The following is a 20,539-nucleotide window of genomic DNA, read 5'->3' on the forward strand; positions in this document are numbered from 1 at the left end:
AGGCCGGGTGACAGAAGCCTCTGCCTTCGGCGGTGGGCAGTTAACGTTAACGCCTTCCACCAAGGAACCGGTATCCCGCGACTTCAAGCTGGTCGATTTCGGGAGGGCTATTCTGAGCTTCGCGATGGACACCAACGACTTTTTCCACTTCGCTAGCTTGCGGACCTATTTTCCCCAACTTGCAAGCGCTTCACAGTTTGTCACCTCTGACACGTATTTATGCGGCGTCACAGTGAGTGTGCGCGGCTTGCCCGATGACTTGGCCAACCTGACGGCGCGGCAAAAGCTGGACATCGCGCAATACGTCCTGCACCAGATCGAAAGCGGAGTGAAGCGTGAGAGTGTCGAGTATATCGGCACGAAGGACTTCAAGCCGGAACGCATCAAGGACCGCTTCACCGACAAGGTGCTTAAACTGCGGATCGAAGGCGAGACCGGACTTAGCTGGACCGAAAGCAATGTTCCGGGGCTGGACCAAATCGACCTGAGTGGCAAGGACTGGCACGCTTATGATGACAGTTACGGCACCGATCAGGAAAAGCACTTTATCAAGTACATGCACGATCAGGAAGCCCGGTTGCGCGGCGTGTTTGACGACTTCTACCTGCTACGGAATGAAAAGGCGGTTAAGCTATACGACTTCGATACCGGACGCGCCTTTGAGCCTGACTTTGTTCTGTTTCTGAGGAAGAAGGGGCAAGAGGCAAACATGATCTTGCAGCTATTCATTGAGCCCAAAGGCGACCAGTTGCGACCACAAGATGACTGGAAGCAAAATTTCCTTGAGCAAGTGAAAGCCAAGGCAAGACTTGAGACGGTATTCCAAGGTCGGGACTATACCGTTCTTGGACTGCCCTTTTTCAATGAGGCAGGGCAAACTAATACTGACTTCAAAGCTGCATTCAAGACGGAGGCGCTAAACGTATAGGCCGCTCATACTTGGCACTATGCGAGGGCCTGTCTATATGTATGGAATTGTCGGGTCTATAAACTGGTTCCCCCCATTGCTGGGGAAATAAGTCCGGGCGGTGCAGGCTCATTCCGACAGCTTGGCCAGCTTGTCCACAATCTCGGTCGGGTCGAAACCAAGCACCTCGCTCAGCTTGATCAGTTCCACCACATCCACGCGGCGTTGGCCGCTTTCCAGACGCGCGATGAAGGACTGATAGACCTTCATCCGCTCTGCAAGGTCTACCTGCTTCAAACCTGCCTCGCCCCTCTTTTCAATGAGATAGCGGACAAGAGCATCATGCCTATGATCTCCTAGAGTTTTAGGCATGAGCGCCCCATGCTGTTGCACTGGGCGCGTTGACTATATCTCAAAAGCAGGTATCTAAAATTCAGATAATTTGGCCGCTTCGCCTTCGTTGCGCAGGTCGAATAGATGCAGACCTAAGTGACTGGAACATCCGATGAGCCAAGATCATCAGCCCTTTGACAGTGATGTTGCCTTCGGGGCCGCAGCAGAGGGCTTCGACGCTGTAAGGTCCAGCTTGGGGATTATCGGACGTTACTTCTGGAACCTGCAGATGAAGCTCCTGTTAGCAACTGGGGTTATGCCGCTATTTAGGGCGCAGTGGTGGCTGTTTGTCGTCGTTGCCATACTACTCTTGGCGTTCATCAAGCCGTTGGGCATAGCCTTCACCATAACCGCGTTTTGTGCGATCACGATGAACCCGACTGCGCATGGCAACTTTATCGTGCCGCTCAAGCACGAAGAGAAATCGACCGCTTCAGTGCCCGCCGGTGATGCTGAGCTTGGCACAGACGTTTCGCCTAGGTTCGATGAACTGGAGCACGTGCAGCTTGCGGCGGCAGAGCACCACATCGGCTATCTGGCAGCGATCAAGCGCGACCTTGTAGACAAAGAGATCGCCGCCGCTGCACTCGGTGCATTCGACGGGACAGTGCAGGCAACCGGTCTTAAATTATCCGATTTCGATATGCACACCAACGGCGCGGCGTTCCTCGTTGCACAACTGGCTAACCTTGGACGCATGGACAAAATTGACCCGGACTGGATTGCGCAAGTCACCGAAGAGGCGATGACCTCCGAAGCGCTTGAAGCGATCCGCGCCGAAGCCGGCCGTTTTGCCTATAAGATGGAAGGGGCCATGCGCGATGACCTCGGCCAGCCTGCCAGCTAGGTTGCTCTGCTAATGGCGAAGCGGTCAATGGCCTCTTTCAACTGTTCCAGCGTGTAACCCTCTCTCAGATACACTTCCTGCGTCACGCCTGACCGGGCATGGCCAATGATGCACTGGATGATCGGCTCTGGCACGTTTGATTGTCCCAACCGCGTTACTACGGTGTGCCGTAGGCTATGGAAGACGAGGCCAGGTTGCTTGATACCCAACTTGGGCAAGAAACTCTCATTGCACCACCGGCCCAAGTTGCGGCCATAGCCGCCGTTGGCGCTGTAGCTGTAATCTGGGAACAAGCGTGTGCCGTTCCGGCGGCTATCCACGAAGTCGAGAAAGTCTAGACGGATCAACTCGGAGTGCAGAGGCACTTTACGCCTGCCTGCATTGGACTTTACGCTTTTGTTATCGTCGCCTTCGTCGGTGATGTTTAGGAACCATGTGTCGCCGTCCTGCTTCACATCGGCAATGTCGAGCTGGCAAATCTCGTTCAAACGTGCCCCGGTGAACATGCCCAAGAGCATCCCCCACTTGTGGCTATCTTTGCGCACCAGTCCGGAGGGGTTGTCCGTCAACTCGGTGTAGATCAGGCGCGCTTGGTTCGGTGTGAAGGGCCTGCGTTCACTCTCGCTGGCCTTGTCCTTTTTTACCTTCATCCCTTCAAACAGCGTGTGCGGCGAATGTCCGTGCCGTTCCGCCCAGTCGAAGAACATCTTGAACATTTGGATATGGCTGTTGATCGTCTTGGCCGCGATCTTCTTGTGGCCCGGTTCCTTGATGACTTGCATCAACGGCATGGCTTTCAGCTCGGGCTTGGTGTTCCGGCTGGACGGTAGCGCCTGCAAGATCTTCTTGACCTCGCTCGCATCCTGCTTGGTGATCGTGGCAAGCAGCCGATCAGAACCGAAGTATTCGACAAGGATATTCAGGTAAGCCCGGTTCTGGCCGATGGTCTTGCCAGCCCATTGGCGCGAATGCTCCGCGATGAAATCATCCACCGCCTCACCCAAGGTCGAAGAGGCTGGCAGAGCGGGCGCAGGAGCGGCAGCAGTAATGGCCGGGGCCTCACCATAGGAATAATGCTCAAGGCGCTCAGCGGCCTCCAGAACGCGCCTCAGCATGTCCCGGCGACCCTTCCTTAGCTCGGTCGCGATCCGGGGCAGGCTGGCGTCCCAATCGGCATCCGAGACGCCCATCTTCCTCTTGAATGGCTGCACTGGCAGCCAAGTCGGGTTCGCGCTGTTGATGTCCATGAAACTCTCATGGTCCAGCATCTCTTCGCGGGCATCGGCTAGAGCATTCTTCGACAAGCCGCGCCGGTCCAGCCAGTCGATGTACTGTTCCAGTTGTGCAGTGAAGTAGGCCTGCACCTTCTCGCGTATCTCGTCTTGTCTTAGTCCTGCCAAGGTATTGGTCTCGCGTATCAATCGACCACAAGATGCAAGATAGCGGGCCAGATCGCCAGCCCGATCAGGGCAACGGGTCCGCAGGGACAACCGGACGGTTCTTCTAGGTTGGCTATCTGAGGCGGGGAGGGGCCAGCGGAAGTAGTAAACCCCATGCCGTGAGGGGCTTAGATAGGATGACAACATCATAGGGCGTGTGTCCCACTTTGTGTCACACCCGACCTCTAAGTCGCTAACCCTATGATTTAGAAGGAAATGGAGGCGGGTACCGGAATCGAACCGGTCTACACGGATTTGCAATCCGCTGCGTAACCTCTCCGCCAACCCGCCAGCCGCCGTTCCTATATAAATGTTCGGTGAGGGCCGCAAGAGGGCCGAGCCGTTTCCCTCGACATTCGGCGTTCCATGCCTCGGGCGGTCGCGCTTTATCAATGTTGGGTGCGGTGCGCCGTTGCTGCGGGCCTAAGGGCCGTTCTGATAGCCCTCCTGACAAGGGGCGGAAGACGATAAGGGGCTGGCGTCCGGTCTGCGCGGAAGGGCAGGTTCGCAAGCGCCCCATGGTGCCGAAGAGTGCGAAAACCGGTGCGCTTCGGCCGTTCGGGGCGGTCCGGAGCCATGATCCGGCATGAGCAGGGGTGTGGCCCTCAGGTCTCCCTGCGGATGTGGCGTCGGTCCCGAAGCCCTGCGCAGTTGCCGCTACGCCGGGGTTGTGGCATCAGGGCCATGGCGAAACTGAACGAAAGAGTCCGGTCCGTGGTTGATTATGCGACCCGCCGCGTCTTCATGGTCGACACGCAGGTGCGACCCTCGGACGTGACGAAATTTCCGATCATCGACGCGATGCTCGGGGTTCCGCGTGAGACATATGTGCCTGCCGCGATGCGCGAAGCCGCGTATGTGGGCGAGAATCTGCCGCTTGGCAGCGATCGGGTCGTGCTCGAGCCGCGCACGTTGGCCAAGATGCTCGACGGTCTGGAGATCGAACCGCAGGACGCGGTGCTCGATCTGGGATGCGGGCTTGGCTACTCCACGGCGCTGCTGGCGCGGCTGGCGGGCTTCGTGGCGGCCGTCGAGGATGACGAGCAGCGCGCCGCCGAGGCGCAGGCCATCCTCTCCGAAAACGGTGTCGACAACGCTGCCGTAGTCTGCGGCACGCTGTCCGAAGGTGCGCCCAAGAGCGGCCCTTACGACGTGATCATCCTGCAAGGCGCCATCGAGCGCTTTCCCGACGCATTGGTCGAGCAGCTGCGCGAAGGCGGGCGGGTCGCGGCGATCTTCGCGGAAGGCGCGCTGGGCGTGGTCCGAATCGGTCACAAGATCGACGGCCGGATCTCATGGCGCTTCGCCTTCAATGCCGGAGCCCCGCTTTTGAAGGGCTTCGAGTCGACACGGGACTTCGTGTTGTAGGCTGACGAGCAACAAGAAAAACAAGGCGGGCATTATGCGGCATTTTTGGGGAAGCTTGATTCTGGGCGCCGGTCTTGCCGCCGCCATGACCGGCGCGGCACGGGGCGAGACGCTCGCGGATGCGCTGGCCTACAGCTACGAGCACAGCGGATTACTTGAGCAGAACCGGGCCTTGCTTCGCGCGGCCGACGAAAACGTCGCGCAATCCCTCGCGACCTTGCGCCCGATCATCAGTTGGTCGGCGCAGACGGCGTTGTCGACAAGCGGCCCCCTGCGCGATGCCGTCGGCGTCGATCCCTACGACATCAGCAGCTCGGCTACGCTGTCGGCCTCCCTGCTGCTCTATGATGGCGGCCAGAGCCGCTATGCCCTCGACGCCCAGAAGGCACTCGTCCTCTCGAGCCGCGAGCAGCTGCGTCGAATCGAGCAGGACATGCTTCAACGTGTGGTTTCGGCCTACATGGAAGTGCAGCGGGCCGACGCTTTCGTCGAGTTGCGGCGCAACAACCTGCGCCTGATCACGACGGAACTCCAAGCGGCTCGGGACCGGTTCGAGGTCGGCGAGGTCACCCGGACCGATGTGTCCCTGGCCGAGGCCCGGCTCGCATCGGCCCGCAGCCTTCTGGCATCCGAAGAGGGCGTTCTTGCCAATGCGCAGGCCGAATTCACGGCGGCCGTAGGCCGACGGCCGGGCAATCTCGCCGACGTCCCGGATGCGCGAATCCCCGGCTCGCTGGCCGAGGCGCAGGCCCTTGCACGGCGCAATCACCCGTCCCTCGTCGAGGCGCAGCATGCGATCACCGTGGCCGAGCTCAACATCCAACGTGCCGAAGCCGCCAACCGTCCGGAGCTCTCGCTGCAGGGCAGCGTCTCGGTCAATGATGATTTCGACGACAGCGAACAGATCGGCCTTTCCGTCAGCCAGCAGCTCTACACGGGCGGTTCGCTGGCCAGTCAGCTGCGCCAGTCGAAATCGCGTCGGGACGCGGCGCGTTCGGCGCTGCTGCGCGCCAGCCGGGTGGTCGAGCAGGCGGTGGCCAACGCCTATACCAGCCTGACCGTCGCGCGCGCCAGTATCGAGGCGTCGGGCCGGGAGGTCCGTGCCGCGCAGGTGGCCTTCGATGGATTGCGCGAAGAGGCCAGGCTGGGTGCGCGCACGACGCTCGATGTGCTCAACGCCGAGCAGGATCTGCTCGACGCCCGCGCCTCGCTCGTGTCGGCTCAGATGGACGAGACCTTGGCGACCTACGTGGTGCTGTCGTCGATCGGGATGCTGGATGCCCGGCAGCTCGGTTTGGCGGTGCAGATCTACGACCCCGCCGCCTATTACAACCTCGTGCGCAACGCGCCCTCCGGCAGCTCGGAGCAGGGCCGCGCGCTCGATCGCGTGCTCGAGGCCATCGGCCGTTGATCCGCACCCGGCAGGATCATTGCCGGGTGCCGCGGCCTTCGCTAGACTTCACCCGAGGCAAGCAGGGTAGAACATGTCCGATCCCGTCAAGAGTGTCGAAATCGAGGATGTGCTGTCGTCCATCCGCAGGCTGCTCGCGGATGGCGATCCGCAGGGCGCGCCCGCTAAGACCGGCCCGCGCCCCGTCGATCGGAGCCTGCATGCCCCGGTTTCCCCGACGCAGGGCCGTGACGAACGTCGCAGTTCGGCGCCCTTGATGCTGACCCCGGCGCTGCGTGTCGCGGGGCGCCCCGAGCCGCAGGAGGCCACAGCGCCCACAGCGCCGACGCCGTTTCCGGGGAACGTCGGTCGAGTCCTTAAAGCAGAGCGCGACCAGACCGACGAGGATTTCGAGGCGCCCTCGTTTCCCACGGCCCACAAACCGCAGGATTCGGCCCTTCGATCGCGTCTCGAGGCGACGATCGCCGAGCTCGAGGCCGCGATCACCCACCAGGTCGATGAGTGGGAGCCCGACGGAAGCGAACCGGCCCCGGTGATGGATTGGGCACAGGCCCGCCCGGAGGACGCCCCGTTCCTCAGCCGCCGACACCCCAATTCCCAAGCGTCCGTCAGGTCCGGCGGGCATCCCGCCGAAGGAGTGAGCTCCATCGCGCCTGTGCCCGAGGCCGGTTTCCACGACGGCCTTGCCGACGAGGAGACGCTTGCCGACGAGGAGACGGATGAGGTCGAGGCTCCGGTGGCGGAACGTTCCGAGCCGGCGCCCGAGGCCATGCATCCGGCGGACATGGCCGAGGTGACCGAGCTCCGAGCCCTGCACGAAGCCCCGGCCGAGGAGATCCCCGCTGCCGCCGAAGCACCCGGGCCCGTCCCGGCAGGTGCGCCGCAGATCGACGAGGGCATGCTGCGTGAGCTGATCGTCGAGGTGCTGCGCGACGAGTTGCGCGGTCCACTCGGCGACCGGATTACCAGCAACCTGCGCAAGCTCGTGCGCCGCGAGATCTTTCGCGCTCTCGCCAGCGGCGAGGTCGACTGAGGCTTGCCGCGCTAGACCGGGGCGGCGAGGGCCAGCAGCCGATCGATGTCGAGATGTGCCTCCAAATGCGCGGCGAGCGCATCCAGCGTCGCCTCCACGCCGTCCTCATAGGCCGTGCGCCCGGTCCCGCCCAGCTCCGCGAGCATCCGGGCGCGAAACCGGTCGTCGGCGAAGAGCCCATGTAGATAGCAACCGCGCACACGCCCATCCGCGCTTGCCGCGCCTTCGGGGCGGCCATCGATCTCGATCCAAGGATTGGCTTGGCCGAACCCATCGGTCTGACCGATATGGATTTCATAGCCCCTGAGCGGCGTGCCGTCGTCGCACAGCCGCGCCTCGACAAGGCCAAGCCGCTTTTCAGGCCGCATCACCGTCTCCACGTCCAGGAGCCCGAGCCCCTCGACAGTCGAGGGCGATCCTTCAATGCCCTCAGGGTCGGCGATGCTGCGGCCGAGCATCTGGTATCCACCACAGATCCCCATGATCCGCCCGCCGCGTCGCAGATGCGCGCGCAGATCGATGTCCCAGCCCTCGGCGCGAAATGCGGCGAGGTCCGCGATGGTCGATTTGGTGCCCGGGATGAGCACGAGGTCGGCGTCGCCGGGCAGGGGGCGGCCCGGTTCGATCATTGTCACGCTGACATCGGGTTCGGCCGAGAGCGGATCGAGGTCGTCGAAATTGGCAATGCGGTTCAACCGTGGCACCGCGATCCGGATCGGCCCGCCGGGGCGCGTGACGATCTCCGCCGCGTCCTCGGCCGGCAATCGCCAGGCATCGGCGAAATGCGGTACGATCCCCAGCGGTGTCCAACCGGTGCGGGTCGCGATGAACGCCATGCCATCGGCAAAGAGACTGGCATCGCCGCGAAACTTGTTGACGGCAAAGCCCCGGATCAGCGCGGCATCCTCAGGCGCCAGCACCACGTGGCTACCCACGAGCTGCGCGATGACGCCGCCCCGGTCGATGTCGCCCAAGAGGATGACGGGCACGCCCGCGGCCTGGGCGAACCCCATATTGGCGATGTCGCCCGCGCGAAGGTTCACCTCCGCCGGGCTGCCCGCCCCCTCGACGATGATCAGCTCATGCCTTGCCGCAAGCCTGTGAAAGCTCTCGAGCACCCGTGGCATAAGCGTGAGCTTGAGCGCCGCGTAGTCGCGGGCCCGCGCCGTGGTGAGGCGCTGGCCCTGCACAACGACCTGCGCGCCGGTTTCGCTCTCAGGCTTGAGAAGCACAGGGTTCATGTCGATGAGCGGCGCGAGGCCCGAGGCGCGGGCCTGCAACGCCTGCGCGCGGCCGATCTCGCCGCCATCCGCCGTCACGGCGGCATTGTTGGACATGTTCTGCGGTTTGAACGGTGCGACCGACAAGCCCCTGAGATGCGCCGCGCGCGCCAGCCCCGCGACGATCATCGACTTGCCGACATTCGAGCCTGCGCCCTGGATCATGATCGCCCGTGCCATGCGCCCTCCGATTGCCCGGCTTTCCGGTTCATCCCGACTGAGTTAGCTGTCTAGGGGCGCGACCGCGAAAGGAAAAGTGCATGAACACCCCGGCGCATCTGATCTTCGGCGCGGCGGCCTTCGGGCGGCCGGGCCATGCACGGGTCACGGCGGCGGCGCTTTTGGGCGGCTGGCGCCGGACCTGTCTCTCTACCTCATGGTGGCTTGGGCGCGCCTCGTCTCTGACGTGCCTGCACGCGTGATCTTCGGCGAATATTACTTTTCGGACGCGTGGATGGCGGTCTTCGCCATCGACAATTCCTTCCTGCTCTGGGGCGCGCTTCTGGGCCTCGGGGTGTGGCGGCGCTGGCCGGTGGTCACGGCCTTCGCGGGGGCGGGGCTGCTGCACCTCGCGCTGGATTTCCCGCTGCATGGCAGCGACGCGCGTCCGATGTTCTGGCCCCTGACCGACTGGAAATTCGACTCACCCTACAGCTATTGGGACCGTAACAACCATGCCGGGATCTTCGGGCCGCTTGAGGCGGGGGTGTCGATCTGCTTGACGGCATGGATGCTATGGCGGTTTCGCTCCATCGCCCTGCGTGTGGGTATGGTTCTGTTGCTGTTGGCCGAACTGGGCTCCTCGGGCATCTGGCGCTTTGTTTTTTGACAAAAAAACGCGGCTCCGGAGGAGCCGCGCGTTTTTCGGGTCGAGAGGCGTCGGATCAGGCGGCGCGAGATTCGAGTTCGGCGGCGTGACGACGCTCGCTCTCTTCGCGCGACAGGGCGACCGAGGTACGCACACCCTTGCCGACGAACTCCATCAGCCGGCGACCACACGCTCGTTGGGGTCGATTCCGGCACAGGACAGCACTTCACGGCCGTCGCGCGAACGGGCCCAGCGGGCGATCTGCTCGGGGCCGTTGCCATATTTCTTGTCGTCGGCGATGGCGTCATCCAGGGCGGCAAGGACGACGGCCGCGAAGAGCTTGCGGGCACGGTTGCCCTGCTCGTTGTTGTAGGCGGTGCCGTCAACGAAATCCTTCATCATGCTTCCTTACGTTCTTTTTGCTCTTGTCGCCAATGCGTCCCGGTGACTAGCCCGTTTCCGCCATGATTCGGGCCGCCTTTTTGGAATGGCAGCCATGACGTGAGTGCATGGCTCTTCGCATGACGACCTTGCGGGGCTGGCTCAGCTTGCCTTGAGGCGACCTGCGAGATATAGGCGGGGGCCAATCTCGATCAACCCATCGCCTTAATTCCGTCACATGGACCGACATGCCCAAGATCAACGGTAACGAAATCCGCCCCGGCAACATCCTCGAGCATAATGGTGGCCTCTGGGCCGCCGTGAAGGTCGATCACGTGAAACCCGGCAAGGGCGGTGCCTTCGCACAGGTCGAGATGAAGAACCTGCGCAACGGCTCCAAGCTCAACGAGCGGTTCCGCTCCGCTGACAAGGTCGAGCGCGTGCGCCTCGACCAGAAGGACCAGCAGTTCCTGTTCGAGACCGACGGGATGCTGACCTTCATGGACAGCGAAACCTATGACCAGATCGCCCTGCCTGCCGAGCTTCTGGGCGAACGTCGCCCGTTCCTGCAGGACGGCATGACGGTGCATATCGAATATTACGGCGAGGAGGCGCTCAACGTCACCCTGCCGCAGAAGGTGATCTGCAGAATCGTCGAAACCGAGCCGGTCGTGAAGGGCCAGACGGCGGCCAATAGCTTCAAGCCCGCTCTGCTCGACAACGGCATCCGCGTGATGGTGCCCCCCTTCGTCGGTCAGGACGAGGACATCGTGGTCAACACCGAGACCATGGAATACGCCGAGCGCGCCTGATCCGCTTGGCGCCTTGCGGCCGGAGCGGGGATCGTCAGACTGCACCTGAACGGGGCGGCTCCACCGGGGCCGCCCTTTTGCATGGCGACGGGGGTGGTGATGATCGACAATGGCGAACTGACGGCGATCCTGAGAGCGGCGGCGCGGGCCGAGATCCTGCCGCGATTTCGCAATCTTGGCGCGGGCGACATCGCCACGAAGTCCGATCCCCACGACCTCGTCACCGAGGCCGATACCGCCGCCGAGGTCCGGATCACCGAGGCGCTGCGCGCGCGTCTGCCTCAGGCGCTGATCGTAGGCGAGGAGGCGGTGTCGGCAAATGCCTCCCTGCTCGACGGTCTCGGGACGGCGGAGCTATCGGCGATCATCGACCCCGTCGACGGCACTTGGAACTTCGCACGCGGTCTGGCCCTGTTCGGCATGATCCTCGCGCTTGGGGCGCGGGGCAGGGTGACGCATGGCATCCTTTACGACCCGCTGCTCGACGACCGGGTCGAGGCACGCGAGGATGGCCCCTGCGAGATGGTGACGGCGGATGGCAACCGCTGCCGCCTCGCGACCTCCCCGATCGCCGATCCCGCGCTGATGACCGTCTATCTGCCGCTGGCGCTGGTGCCGCGCGAGAGGCGCCCAGCGCTGGCCGCGACCTTTGCGGAGTTTGGCCGGGTTGGCGGGCTGCGCTGCTCGTGCCATGAGTATCGGTTGATCGCACAGGGCCACGCCGAAGCCGCCCTTGCCGCCGTGCTGAACCCGTGGGATCACGCGGCAGGGGCACTGGCGGTGACGCGCGCGGGCGGTGTGGCGCGGATGCTGGACGGGGATGACTATCATCTCGGTCTGGCGCGCGACGCGGGTTACTTGCTTACCGCGTCGAGCGAGGCGGCATGGGAGGCGATGGCCGTCCGGCTGCGCCCGGCACTGCTCTAATCGATCCGGATCACGCGGGCCTCGCCGGCCCGCATTTCGCCCTCGGCTCGGTCGAAGCGCAGCCACGCAATGGCCCGGTCGCCCGCGCGGCTGTGCAGCGTACCGACGGCTTTGTCGTTCGACAGGATCTGCGCGCCAGGGGCGGCATCCCCCTCGACCGCGACGCGGGCGAAACCCTTGCGCAGCTCGGTCTTGTGCTTCATCCGCGCGGTAACCTCTTGGCCCACATAGCACCCCTTCTTGAAATCGACGCCACCCATCCGCTCGAAGCCCGCTTCGAGGATATAGGTCTCGGGGCCAAGCTCGGCGCCCCATTCGGGGATCAGGTGTTCGACGCGGATCGCGGCCCAGTCGCTGCCATCATCGCCCGCCTGCGCCCCATAGAGCCGCCAGCCCAGTGCCGGGTGCCGCGGATCGGGAAGGGCGTCCTCAGGGGCGAGGCCGGTGCCGCGCGAAACCTTCAGATCGGCTTCGGCCAGCGCCACGTCGGCACGCAGCTTGTACATCGACAGCCGCTGAAAGAGCTGCGCCGCGACGTCGGAGGCCACGTCGATCAGAAGCCGATCCGCCTCGCCCTTCACAAAGAAGTCGGCGATGAGCTTGCCCTGCGGCGTGAGCAGCGCGGTATAGGCGAGGCCGTCTCTCTCGCGCGCGATGTCGTTGGTGACGAGCCCCTGAAGGAACTCCTCGCGGTCGGTGCCTGTGACGGCGATGATGGTGCGGTCTTGTGTCATGCGCCCTACATAGAGCCGCGCGGCGCCCGCGTCAGCCCGTCTCGGGGTCGCGAAACTGCAAGGCGTGCAGATCCGCATAGAGCCCGCCGCGCGCCAGAAGCTCGGCATGGCTGCCCTGATCGACGACCTCGCCCTGATCCATCACCACGATGCTGTCGGCGCCCTGCACCGTCGAGAGGCGGTGCGCGATCACCAAGGTCGTGCGCCCCTCACTGAGCCGTTCCAGCGCCTGCTGCACGACCGACTCGGATATGGTGTCGAGCGCGCTCGTCGCCTCGTCGAGCAGCAGCACCGGCGTGTCGCGCAACAGCGCCCGCGCGATGGCGACGCGCTGGCGCTGGCCGCCCGACAAAGCCGAGCCGCGCGGCCCCGCGGGGCTGTCGAGACCCTTCGACAGGCGCGGCAGGAAATCCGACACATGCGCCGCATCGAGCGCCTCGCGCAGGCGCGCCTCGGAAACATCTGTGCGTCCCAAGAGGATGTTGTCGCGGATCGTCTCGTCGAACAGCAGCGCGTCCTGCGTGACCACCGAGATCAGCCCGCGCAGATCGTCGAGCGCCAATGCGCGGGTCGGCACGCCGCCGATGCTGATTTCGCCCGATTGCGGATCGACGAGACGTGCGAGCAGGTTGAACACGGTGCTCTTGCCCGCCCCGGAGGCCCCCACCAGGGCCGTGGTGCGCCCGGCCCGGGCGGTGAAACTCGCACCGCGCAGAACTGGTAGGTCGCCATAGGTGAGGTGCACGTCGTCCAGACGGATCTCGGGCGCGCCGGTCGGGGCGGAGCGCGGCGTCGCGGGCGAGGTCAGCGTCGGCTTGGCATCGAAGATCGCCCGCAGGCGTTCGAGGCTGGCAGCCGCAGTCTGCCATTGACCCGAGATGTTGCCCAGCCGGCGCAGCGGCTCGAAGGCGAGGCTCATGGCGGTGAAGAAGGCCATGAACTGGCCCACCGACTTGTCGCCCGCGATAATTTCTGCGCCGCCATAGAACAGCACGCCGAGAAAACCGAGACCGGTCATGATGTCGATCATCGAAGGGATCGCGGCCTGACCCGAAGCCGCGCGGATCTCTGCCCGCACACGGGCCTGGACAAGGCGGCCATAGCGTTCGGATTGGTAGCCTTCGAGCGCGTTGAGCTTGATCGGCGCAATGCCGTGGAACACTTCATCGAGGCGGGTCGACATCCGCGCCGCGATCTCACGCGAACTGCGCGAGCGTCGGCGCACGTATTTCTGCGCGATGAGCGAGGGCAGCACGAGGATCGGGATGCCGATCAGCGCCACCAGCGTCCAGCGCCATTCGACCGACAACGCCACGGCAAAAAGGGCGATGACCGAGGTGAGATCGCGGCCCGCCCCCGTGACGAGGGTCGCCCAGACCTGGTTGATCGCCGAGACGTCGCCCTGCACCCGCTCGATCAGGTAGCCCGGCGGATGGGCCTGATGCCAGCCACCGTCGAGCCGCATCAGGTGCCCCAGAAGATCGGAGCGCAGCGCCGCGGCGGACCGCTCGCGGATCGTCGTCATCAGCACCCTTTGACCGAGCGAGGTGACGGCGCGCACGATGAAGACGCCCATCACCACGACGCCCACCATCCACAGGGCCTCGGTCTTTCCGGCGACGAAGACCTCGTCGAACATCGGTTTCATCATCGATGCGAAAAGCCCCAGCGAGCCGCCCTCGATCGCCATCAGGATCATCGCGACGACGAGCCAGCGCCAGTGCCGTGCAAGATAGTTGCGCCACAGCCAGAGAAAGAGCCCGCGCCGGTCGAGAGCGGGCGGGCGGGGGTCTGCGTCGGCAGGAGGGCGCAGCGTCGCGGTCATGTCGCGGCCCGCTTGGCATCGAAGCTCCGTTGCGCCGCTTCGGCGTCGTATTCCGTGGCGATCCACTCTTCGATGCCGATCGGCCCCTGTTCGAGACGGGCGGCATAAAGGTCGAGAATGTGATCGAGTACACCGGTGCGCGAGCGGCGGAAATGCAGGAAGCGCGGATGCAGCTGCCGGCGCGCCTCCTCGATCGAGTGGCCTTCGGCCAGAAGGTGCAGCGCCGAGGCGAACCCGGCGCGGTCGGCCCCCGACTTGCAATGCATCACAACGGGGCGCTCGACTTCGCGCAACAGGTCGAAGAGCCGCAGGATCTCTCGGGGCGGGGCGGCCTTGCGGGCCGAGAGCTGGGTCGAGACGAGGCGCAGGCCCAGCGCCCGGCAGCTTTCGGCCTCGAACAGGTAACGCGGATGCGTGCCTTCGCCACGCAGATTGATGACGGTGCGAATGCCGATCTTGGCCATCCGGCCGAACCGGCCATGCGTCGGCTGGTTCGAGCGGAAAACGCCCGGCGTCACGAGGTGGAAGTTGGTCCACCAATAGCGCAGGATCGCGTGGTCGAGGATCAGGTAGCTCGCCAGCGCGCGCCGCCGGGCCTCGGGTTCGTCGAGGTTGTGGTGTCGCGTGCGGGTGCGCCGTTCCCAGGCCTTCAGATCGTCGAGAAGCTTCATTGCCCATCCCATCGGTGCATCCGGCCTTTGCATAAGCATCCCCGCCCCACCTCGCAAGCGGGCGAGGGGGCGGGCGAGCGGAGGCCGGGGTTTGACGGGACCGGGATCGCGGCCTAGGGCAGAGACGCAGACAGGAGTGGCGGGCATGGACGAGGAACGGGTCGAGGTCATCGACAAGGTGCGGCTCTGGCCGAGCCATGCCACGGTCGCCGGGCGGGTCTGCCGGGTGAAGTGGGGTGCCTGGGCCGTCTATCTGCCGGGGCCGCAGGTCAAGATCATGCATGCTGTGTCGGGGCTTCAGCACTGTATCTACCACAAGGCGCCACGGCGCGAGGAAGTGCTGGGTGGTTTTGACCGGCGCGGCGACGCCGAGAATTGGGCGCGCGCCTTCTCCACGCCGGTGCTGCGCCGGGTGGCCGAGAATTGGGTCATGTTCGCCCGGTTGCATGCGGCGGGGATCGGGCCCGAACCGATGGGTCTGGTGGCGGTGCGCGATTACCGCAGCTTCTTTTCGCGCGGACGCGGCATCACCGCGGGGCTGCGGCTCGCCGACCTGACGAAATACCCCGAGAAGACTCCGACCACCGAGGCGGAACTGCGTGGCGCGGGGATACTGCCAGACCGCAGCCGCGCCTCGCTGCGCGAGCAGATCCGCGGCTACGTCAGCGATCTCAACAACCTGCATGGCGCGATGCCCGAGGATGGCGAAGCCGAGGTGGCGCAGGTCGAGGCGGCGCTGGCGCGGGCGCTGGGACGCTGAAGGGGCGTTGACGGCGGGCCGGGGCGGCGCGAGGCTGCGCGCCGATCCAATTGCCGCCCATTCCCTGCGAGGCCCCCCGCATGACGCTTTCCCACGGCCGTCCCTATCTCGCCATTCCCGGCCCCTCGGTCATGCCCGACCGGGTGCTCGCGGCGATGCAGCGGCCCGCGCCCAACATCTATACCGGCGCCCTTCACGATATGACGGAGACGCTGTTTCCCGACCTGCGCCGCATCGCGGGCACCGACCATCATGCCGCGATCTATATCGCGAACGGCCATGGCATGTGGGAGGCGGCGCTGTTGAACGTGCTCAAGCGCGACGACAGGGTGCTGGCGCTGGTTTCGGGGCATTTCGGGCAGGGCTGGGCCGCGACGGCGCGCGCGCTCGGGGCGCAGGTCAAGGTGATCGAAAGCGACGGGGCGGGGCCGGTGACGCCCGACCGGCTCGAGGCGCGTCTGCGGGACGACGCGGCCCACGAGATTCGTGCCGTCATCGCCTGCCACGTCGACACCGCGACCGGGGTGCGCGCCGAGATGGCCGACTACCGCGCCGCTCTGGCGGCTTGCGGCCATCCGGCGCTCTTGATGGCCGACTGCATCGCCTCAATGGGCTGCGACCGGTTCGAGATGGACGCGTGGGGCGTCGACGTCGCCATCACGGCGAGCCAGAAGGGGCTGATGACGCCGCCGGGGCTGGGATTTGTCTTTTTCAATGAACGCGCCGCCGAAGCGCGGCGGCGGGCCGACATGGTCACGCCCTACTGGGACTGGACCCCGCGTGCCGCCCCCGACCTTTATTACCAGCATTTCGCTGGTACTGCGCCGACCCACCATCTCTACGCCCTGCGGGCCGCGCTCGACCTGATCGTCGAGGAGGGGATCGAACAGGTCTGGCATCGCCACGCCATTCTGGCCACCGCGATCTGGGCGGCAGTGGGGGCTTGGGGCCGCGAGGGCGAGATGCGGCTTGGGGTCCGCGAGGCGCGCGCCCGCAGCCATGCCGTGACCTCGATTCACCTCGGCGCACCGGACGCCGACCGGCTGCGCGCATGGTGTGAAGCCGAGATGGGGGTGACCTTGGGGATCGGGCTGGGGCGGACGCCGCCCGAAGGCTGGTTCCGGATCGGCCATATGGGCCATGTCAACGCGCATATGGTGATGGGGGCGCTTGGGGTGATCGAGGCGGGGCTTTCGGCCCTGTCGATCCGCATGCCACGGGTGGCGTGGTGGCGGCGGCCAGATCGCTGGCCGCCGCCTGATCGCTCAGGTGTTGGCCGCGCGGTCCGGCGTGCCGGGCCGTGTTTCGGTCTGGGCATCGCCCGGTTTCGCCTTGTCGCTCTGCGATTTGGCAATCTGGACGTCGCCCGGCTTTGCCTTGTCATTCTGCGGCTCGGCGGTCCTGGCGTCCCCGCCCTCGGGCGCTTCGGCCTTCGCGGCACCGGGCGTCGGCTTGGGGTCGTTGGTGCTGACCAGCGTCGGCTTCGCAGGCGCGGGCTTTGGGGCCTCGGCGGTCTTTGCTTCGGGTGCCGCGACATTGGCGCGAGCCGGCACAGCGCTTGGCTTCGGGTTTTCGGCCTTCGTGGTCGCTGCGGGCTTGGGCTTTGCGACGGATTTTGCAGCTGGCTTTGCCTTGGCCTCCTTGACGGGCTTGGCGGCGGCAGGTTTGGCCGGGCGCGGCTTGGGCGTTTCGACCTTGGCGGTCGGCTTGGCGGGGGCGTCGGAATTGTCGTCGATGAACTGAAGCACCAGCGGGCGGATGTTGTTGCGCCAGCTCGACCCGGCGAAGATGCCGTAATGCCCGGCGCCGGGCTCCAGATGCGCGGCCTTCTTGTCGTCGGAAAGGCCGGTCAGGAGATCAAGCGCGGCGAGGCATTGGCCCGGGGCCGAAATGTCGTCCTTTTCGCCCTCGACGATCTTTACCGCCACCGATGTGATCTTGCCCAGGTCGAGCCTGCGGCCATCCACGCTGAACGCGTTGCGCGCGATATCGCGCGACTTGAAGACCCGGTCCACGGTCGAGAGGTAGAACTCAGCCGTCATGTCCATCACGGCGAGGTATTCGTCGTAGAACTGGTTGTGCTTGTCGTGCTCGGACGCCTTACCATGAGCGGCGCGGAAGATCTGGTCGGTGAAGGCCTGCGCATGGGTCGAGGCGTTCATCGCGATAAAGGAGGCAAGCTGCAGCAGCCCCGGATAGACCTCGCGGCCCACGCCCTTGTACTTGAAGCCCACGCGCTGAATCATCGAGTGTTCGAGCTGCCCCATGGTGACGCGGCTGCCGAAATCGGTCACGTCGGTGGCGGCGGCGTCGGGGTCCACCGGCCCGCCGATCAGGGTCAGCGAGCGCGGCTGCGCGGACGGGTCGTCCTCGGCCAGCATCGCCGTGGCGGCGAGCGTCAGCGGCACCGGCTGGCACACGGCGATCACGTGCAAGTCGGGCCCGAGATGGCGCATGAACTCGGCGACGTATTTGGTGTAATCCTCGACGTCGAACTTGCCCGCGCTGACGGGGATGTCTCGGGCGTTGTGCCAGTCGGTGATGTGCACGTCGCAATCGGGCAGAAGGCTGATCACCGTCTTGCGCAGCAGCGTGGCGTAATGGCCCGACATCGGTGCCACCAGGAGGACGCGCCGCCTCGGCGATTTTCTGCCGGGGATGGTAAAGCGGATCAGGTCGCCGAAGGGCAGCTCCAGCAGCGTCTCGACGCGGACGATATGGTCCTTGCCATCGGGGCCGGAAACCGAAGGGATACCCCAGTCGGGCTTGGCCACCATGCGGGCGAAGCTGCGCTCGGTCACGTCGCCCCAGGCCCGCAGAATCTGCATCACCGGATTGGCGGTCATCGCCATGGCCGGATGGTCTCCCATGGCCCGTGCAGTCGCACCCAACCACTGGTTGGTGTTGCGCACGCTTTCCATAAGGTCATAGGTGGGCATATACTTCATAAGACTGCTCCAGGCAGGGGTCATTGGTCCACCGGGGCCAACCCCGCCTCGGCGGCACATGGGGCGCAGGCCCGTCCCGGCAGGCCGCATGCTGCAGCTGCAAACTAGGGCGTGGGGGGGCGTATGACAACTGACCATCAGAACAGGGCTAACGACGAGAGCGTGAGCGGTGACGCTTTGGCCACGAAAGCCAAGGAACGGCTCGAGCAGAATCTCGCCCGGATCGAGACACTGACGCAAAGGCTTGTGGGAGCTATGGGGCGGGGTCGCAAGGTGCCCAGCGCTTGCAGGGGCCCAAGCACGACCTCTACTTGAAGGCAGCCGGGACTTACTGGTCCGAAATGATGCGCGATCCCGCCAAGCTGATGGAGCATCAGCTCGGGTATTGGGGCAAGACGCTGCAGCATTACGTCGAAACCCAGCAGAAGATGGTACAGGGGGCCGCGACGCCCGCGCCCGGCGATGGGCCGAGCGACCGCCGCTTTGCCAACCCGCTGTGGAACACGCATCCGTGGTTCGCCTTCATCAAGCAGCAATACCTCACCAATGCCGAACGTGCGCACGGCGATCGATTCAATCGAGGGGTTGGAGCCGCGCGAAAAGAAGCGGCTCGACTACTTCGCCGGGCAGATCGTCGACATGTTCAGCCCGACCAACTTTCTCGCCACCAACCCTGACGCGCTGCAAAAGGCACTTGAGACCGATGGCCAGAGCCTGATCGACGGTCTGGAGAACCTCGTGCGCGATCTCGAGGCCAATGAGGGCAATCTCGTGGTGACGCTGGCCGACGGCGACGCCTTTCGCGTGGGCGAGAACCTCGCCACCACACCGGGCGAGGTGGTGTTTCGCAACCATCTGTTCGAGCTGATCCAGTATTCGCCTACCACCGATGACGTGCGCGAGACGCCGATCGTGCTGTTCCCACCATGGATCAACAAGTTCTACATTCTGGATCTCAAGCCGCAGAACAGCCTGATCCGCCACGTGGTCGATCAGGGCTACACCCTCTTCGTGGTGAGCTGGATCAATCCCGATCCGAGCTATGCCGAAATCGGCATGACCGACTATGTCGAGGACGGCTATGTTCAGGCGATCGAGGTGGTCAAGGAAATCTGCGGCGTCAAGAAGGTCAACGCCGTCGGCTACTGCATCGCGGGCACGACGCTGGGGCTTGCGCTGTCGGTGCTCAAGGCGCGCAAGGACAAGTCGGTCAACTCGGCCACCTTCTTCACCACGCTCACCGACTTTTCCGATCAAGGGGAGGTCGGCGTCTTTCTCGATGATGACTTCGTTGACGGGATCGAGGCCGAAGCGCGCGAGGCGGGCGTGCTCGACAAGTTCTACATGTCGCGGACCTTCTCCTTCCTGCGCGCGCGTGACCTGATCTATCAGCCCGCGATCCGCAGCTACATGATGGGCGAGGCGCCCCCCGCCTTCGACCTGCTCTACTGGAACGGCGACGGCACCAACCTTCCCGCGCGCATGGCGGTCGAATACCTGCGCGGGCTGTGTCAGCAGGACCGCTTCGCCACCACCGGCTTTACCGTCGCGGGACACGAGGCGAAGATTTCCGACGTGACGGTGCCGGTCTTTGCCGTGGGGTGCGAGAGCGACCATATCGCAGCGTGGGATTCGAGCTGGCGCGGCGTGCAGAAGATGGGGTCGAAGGACAAGACCTTCGTGCTTTCGGGATCGGGCCACATCGCGGGGATCGTCAACCCGCCCGCCAAGAAGAAATACGGCTACTGGACCAACGCCGCACCCGCCGAGAATGCGCAGGCCTGGAGAGAGGCCGCGACCCGGCACGAAGGCTCGTGGTGGCCGGCCTGGATCGAGTGGCTGGAGCCGCGTTCGGGCGAGCTTGTGCCTGCACGCCAGCCCGGCTCCAAGGTGCATCCTGCGCTGGGTCCGGCGCCTGGGCGATACGTGACGGGGGGGCGCCTCGCAGCCGAATAGGCCGATGCTTGCCCCTAGGGAATTTTTTTGCTGCACCGC

The 20,539-nt window shown here is 64.8% G+C and carries 16 protein-coding genes, 1 tRNA gene and 4 pseudogenes; 12 read left to right on the top strand and 9 right to left on the bottom strand.

Translation table 11 applies throughout. The annotated features are described in order from the left end of the window. The first annotated feature begins 7 nt into the window (after positions 1-7). Positions 8-928, top strand: coding sequence for an HI_1054 family type III restriction endonuclease (locus MBELCI_RS19145; RefSeq protein ID WP_052512670.1), 921 nt, complete (start codon positions 8-10; stop codon positions 926-928). A 108-nt stretch (positions 929-1,036) separates the two neighbouring features. Here MBELCI_RS19145 and MBELCI_RS03390 read toward each other — a convergent pair whose 3' ends face one another. Then, complete coding sequence (locus tag MBELCI_RS03390; protein WP_045319663.1) at positions 1,037-1,279, bottom strand: helix-turn-helix domain-containing protein; 243 nt, start codon at positions 1,277-1,279, stop codon at positions 1,037-1,039. Positions 1,280-1,412: 133 nt separating this feature from the next. On the opposite strand from MBELCI_RS03390, the gene MBELCI_RS03395 reads away from it, so the two are divergent. Next, the gene (locus MBELCI_RS03395) at positions 1,413-2,147 is read left to right on the top strand and encodes a hypothetical protein (RefSeq protein ID WP_045319648.1); all 735 of its coding nucleotides are present in this window, start codon (positions 1,413-1,415) and stop codon (positions 2,145-2,147) included. Here the strand turns inward: MBELCI_RS03395 and MBELCI_RS03400 are convergent. Together MBELCI_RS03400 and MBELCI_RS03405 are read right to left on the bottom strand one after the other, a co-directional pair. Then, positions 2,144-3,511 carry a tyrosine-type recombinase/integrase gene (locus MBELCI_RS03400; protein WP_235047562.1) on the bottom strand — a complete coding sequence of 456 codons (1,368 nt, stop codon included), beginning with the start codon at positions 3,509-3,511 and terminating at the stop codon, positions 2,144-2,146. The two genes, MBELCI_RS03395 and MBELCI_RS03400, sit on opposite strands and share 4 nt — an antisense overlap. A 292-nt stretch (positions 3,512-3,803) precedes the next feature. Continuing rightward, a tRNA-Cys gene (locus MBELCI_RS03405) sits at positions 3,804-3,877 on the bottom strand. Positions 3,878-4,300: 423 nt separating this feature from the next. Between MBELCI_RS03405 and MBELCI_RS03410 the strand changes: the two genes are divergently transcribed. From MBELCI_RS03410 to MBELCI_RS03420, 3 genes are all read left to right on the top strand, one after another. Further along, positions 4,301-4,954, top strand: coding sequence for a protein-L-isoaspartate O-methyltransferase family protein (locus MBELCI_RS03410; protein WP_021692751.1), 654 nt, complete (start codon positions 4,301-4,303; stop codon positions 4,952-4,954). A gap of 55 nt (positions 4,955-5,009) precedes the next feature. Next, positions 5,010-6,365: a TolC family outer membrane protein gene (locus MBELCI_RS03415; RefSeq protein ID WP_110546314.1), complete on the top strand. Its 1,356-nt coding sequence runs from the start codon at positions 5,010-5,012 to the stop codon at positions 6,363-6,365. A 73-nt stretch (positions 6,366-6,438) separates the two neighbouring features. Beyond that, positions 6,439-7,398, top strand: coding sequence for a hypothetical protein (locus tag MBELCI_RS03420; protein ID WP_021692753.1), 960 nt, complete (start codon positions 6,439-6,441; stop codon positions 7,396-7,398). An 11-nt stretch (positions 7,399-7,409) separates the two neighbouring features. On the opposite strand, the gene MBELCI_RS03425 is transcribed toward MBELCI_RS03420, so the two are convergent. Continuing rightward, a complete protein-coding gene (locus MBELCI_RS03425) occupies positions 7,410-8,858 on the bottom strand; it encodes a cobyric acid synthase (RefSeq protein WP_021692754.1) in 1,449 nt (482 codons plus the stop codon). Positions 8,859-8,938: 80 nt separating this feature from the next. Between MBELCI_RS03425 and MBELCI_RS22460 the strand changes: the two genes are divergently transcribed. Together MBELCI_RS22460 and MBELCI_RS03430 are read left to right on the top strand one after the other, a co-directional pair. Then, a complete protein-coding gene (locus MBELCI_RS22460; protein ID WP_021692755.1) occupies positions 8,939-9,100 on the top strand; it encodes a hypothetical protein in 162 nt (53 codons plus the stop codon). After that, positions 9,097-9,507 (top strand): cobalamin biosynthesis protein CobQ, encoded by a 411-nt coding sequence (locus MBELCI_RS03430; RefSeq protein WP_369385341.1) that lies wholly within the window; start codon positions 9,097-9,099, stop codon positions 9,505-9,507. The genes MBELCI_RS22460 and MBELCI_RS03430 overlap by 4 nt, the downstream gene beginning before the upstream one ends. A gap of 55 nt (positions 9,508-9,562) precedes the next feature. Here MBELCI_RS03430 and MBELCI_RS03435 read toward each other — a convergent pair. Next, positions 9,563-9,885 (bottom strand): annotated as a pseudogene (locus MBELCI_RS03435) (DUF6280 family protein). 230 nt (positions 9,886-10,115) lie between these two features. Here MBELCI_RS03435 and efp point away from each other — a divergent pair. Continuing rightward, on the top strand, positions 10,116-10,679 hold the full coding sequence (efp, locus tag MBELCI_RS03440) for an elongation factor P (protein ID WP_021692758.1): 564 nt from the start codon (positions 10,116-10,118) through the stop codon (positions 10,677-10,679). A 99-nt stretch (positions 10,680-10,778) separates the two neighbouring features. Further along, positions 10,779-11,606 (top strand): inositol monophosphatase family protein, encoded by an 828-nt coding sequence (locus tag MBELCI_RS03445; protein WP_052512672.1) that lies wholly within the window; start codon positions 10,779-10,781, stop codon positions 11,604-11,606. Here MBELCI_RS03445 and ygfZ read toward each other — a convergent pair. Genes ygfZ through MBELCI_RS03460 form a run of 3 tightly spaced genes read right to left on the bottom strand, consistent with a single transcriptional unit; the run spans position 11,603 to position 14,836 of the window. Next, positions 11,603-12,340 carry a CAF17-like 4Fe-4S cluster assembly/insertion protein YgfZ gene (ygfZ, locus tag MBELCI_RS03450; RefSeq protein ID WP_021692760.1) on the bottom strand — a complete coding sequence of 246 codons (738 nt, stop codon included), beginning with the start codon at positions 12,338-12,340 and terminating at the stop codon, positions 11,603-11,605. The genes MBELCI_RS03445 and ygfZ overlap by 4 nt on opposite strands. Positions 12,341-12,371: 31 nt before the next feature. Next, positions 12,372-14,165, bottom strand: a complete 1,794-nt coding sequence (locus tag MBELCI_RS03455; protein ID WP_021692761.1) for an ABC transporter ATP-binding protein — start codon at positions 14,163-14,165, stop codon at positions 12,372-12,374. Next, entirely contained in the window at positions 14,162-14,836 is a 675-nt protein-coding gene (locus MBELCI_RS03460) for a tyrosine-protein phosphatase (RefSeq protein WP_021692762.1), read from the bottom strand. The genes MBELCI_RS03455 and MBELCI_RS03460 overlap by 4 nt, the downstream gene beginning before the upstream one ends. A 145-nt stretch (positions 14,837-14,981) precedes the next feature. Between MBELCI_RS03460 and MBELCI_RS03465 the strand changes: the two genes are divergently transcribed. Further along, positions 14,982-15,596 carry a hypothetical protein gene (locus tag MBELCI_RS03465; RefSeq protein WP_021692763.1) on the top strand — a complete coding sequence of 205 codons (615 nt, stop codon included), beginning with the start codon at positions 14,982-14,984 and terminating at the stop codon, positions 15,594-15,596. An 80-nt stretch (positions 15,597-15,676) separates the two neighbouring features. Continuing rightward, positions 15,677-16,857: pseudogene (locus MBELCI_RS19755) on the top strand (pyridoxal-phosphate-dependent aminotransferase family protein). A 433-nt stretch (positions 16,858-17,290) separates the two neighbouring features. On the opposite strand, the pseudogene phaZ reads toward MBELCI_RS19755, so the two are convergent. Further along, positions 17,291-18,544: pseudogene (gene phaZ / locus MBELCI_RS03470) on the bottom strand (polyhydroxyalkanoate depolymerase); the annotation flags it as partial. Between the two features lie 123 nt (positions 18,545-18,667). Here phaZ and MBELCI_RS03475 point away from each other — a divergent pair. Continuing rightward, positions 18,668-20,500 (top strand): annotated as a pseudogene (locus MBELCI_RS03475) (PHA/PHB synthase family protein). Positions 20,501-20,539 lie beyond the last annotated feature (39 nt).

Source organism: Limimaricola cinnabarinus LL-001 (assembly GCF_000466965.1).
GTDB classification, from domain to species: Bacteria; Pseudomonadota; Alphaproteobacteria; order Rhodobacterales; family Rhodobacteraceae; genus Limimaricola; species Limimaricola cinnabarinus.

What these genes read in the sequence shown, in the direction of transcription:
- MBELCI_RS03390 (WP_045319663.1), bottom strand. Translation starts at nt 1,279, where the DNA reads ATGCCTAAAACTCTAGGAGATCATAGGCATGATGCTCTTGTCCGCTAT.
- MBELCI_RS03395 (WP_045319648.1), top strand. Translation starts at nt 1,413, where the DNA reads ATGAGCCAAGATCATCAGCCCTTTGACAGTGATGTTGCCTTCGGGGCC.
- MBELCI_RS03420 (WP_021692753.1), top strand. Translation starts at nt 6,439, where the DNA reads ATGTCCGATCCCGTCAAGAGTGTCGAAATCGAGGATGTGCTGTCGTCC.
- MBELCI_RS03425 (WP_021692754.1), bottom strand. Translation starts at nt 8,858, where the DNA reads ATGGCACGGGCGATCATGATCCAGGGCGCAGGCTCGAATGTCGGCAAG.
- MBELCI_RS22460 (WP_021692755.1), top strand. Translation starts at nt 8,939, where the DNA reads ATGAACACCCCGGCGCATCTGATCTTCGGCGCGGCGGCCTTCGGGCGG.
- efp (WP_021692758.1), top strand. Translation starts at nt 10,116, where the DNA reads ATGCCCAAGATCAACGGTAACGAAATCCGCCCCGGCAACATCCTCGAG.
- MBELCI_RS03445 (WP_052512672.1), top strand. Translation starts at nt 10,779, where the DNA reads ATGATCGACAATGGCGAACTGACGGCGATCCTGAGAGCGGCGGCGCGG.
- ygfZ (WP_021692760.1), bottom strand. Translation starts at nt 12,340, where the DNA reads ATGACACAAGACCGCACCATCATCGCCGTCACAGGCACCGACCGCGAG.
- MBELCI_RS03455 (WP_021692761.1), bottom strand. Translation starts at nt 14,165, where the DNA reads ATGACCGCGACGCTGCGCCCTCCTGCCGACGCAGACCCCCGCCCGCCC.
- MBELCI_RS03460 (WP_021692762.1), bottom strand. Translation starts at nt 14,836, where the DNA reads ATGAAGCTTCTCGACGATCTGAAGGCCTGGGAACGGCGCACCCGCACG.
- MBELCI_RS03465 (WP_021692763.1), top strand. Translation starts at nt 14,982, where the DNA reads ATGGACGAGGAACGGGTCGAGGTCATCGACAAGGTGCGGCTCTGGCCG.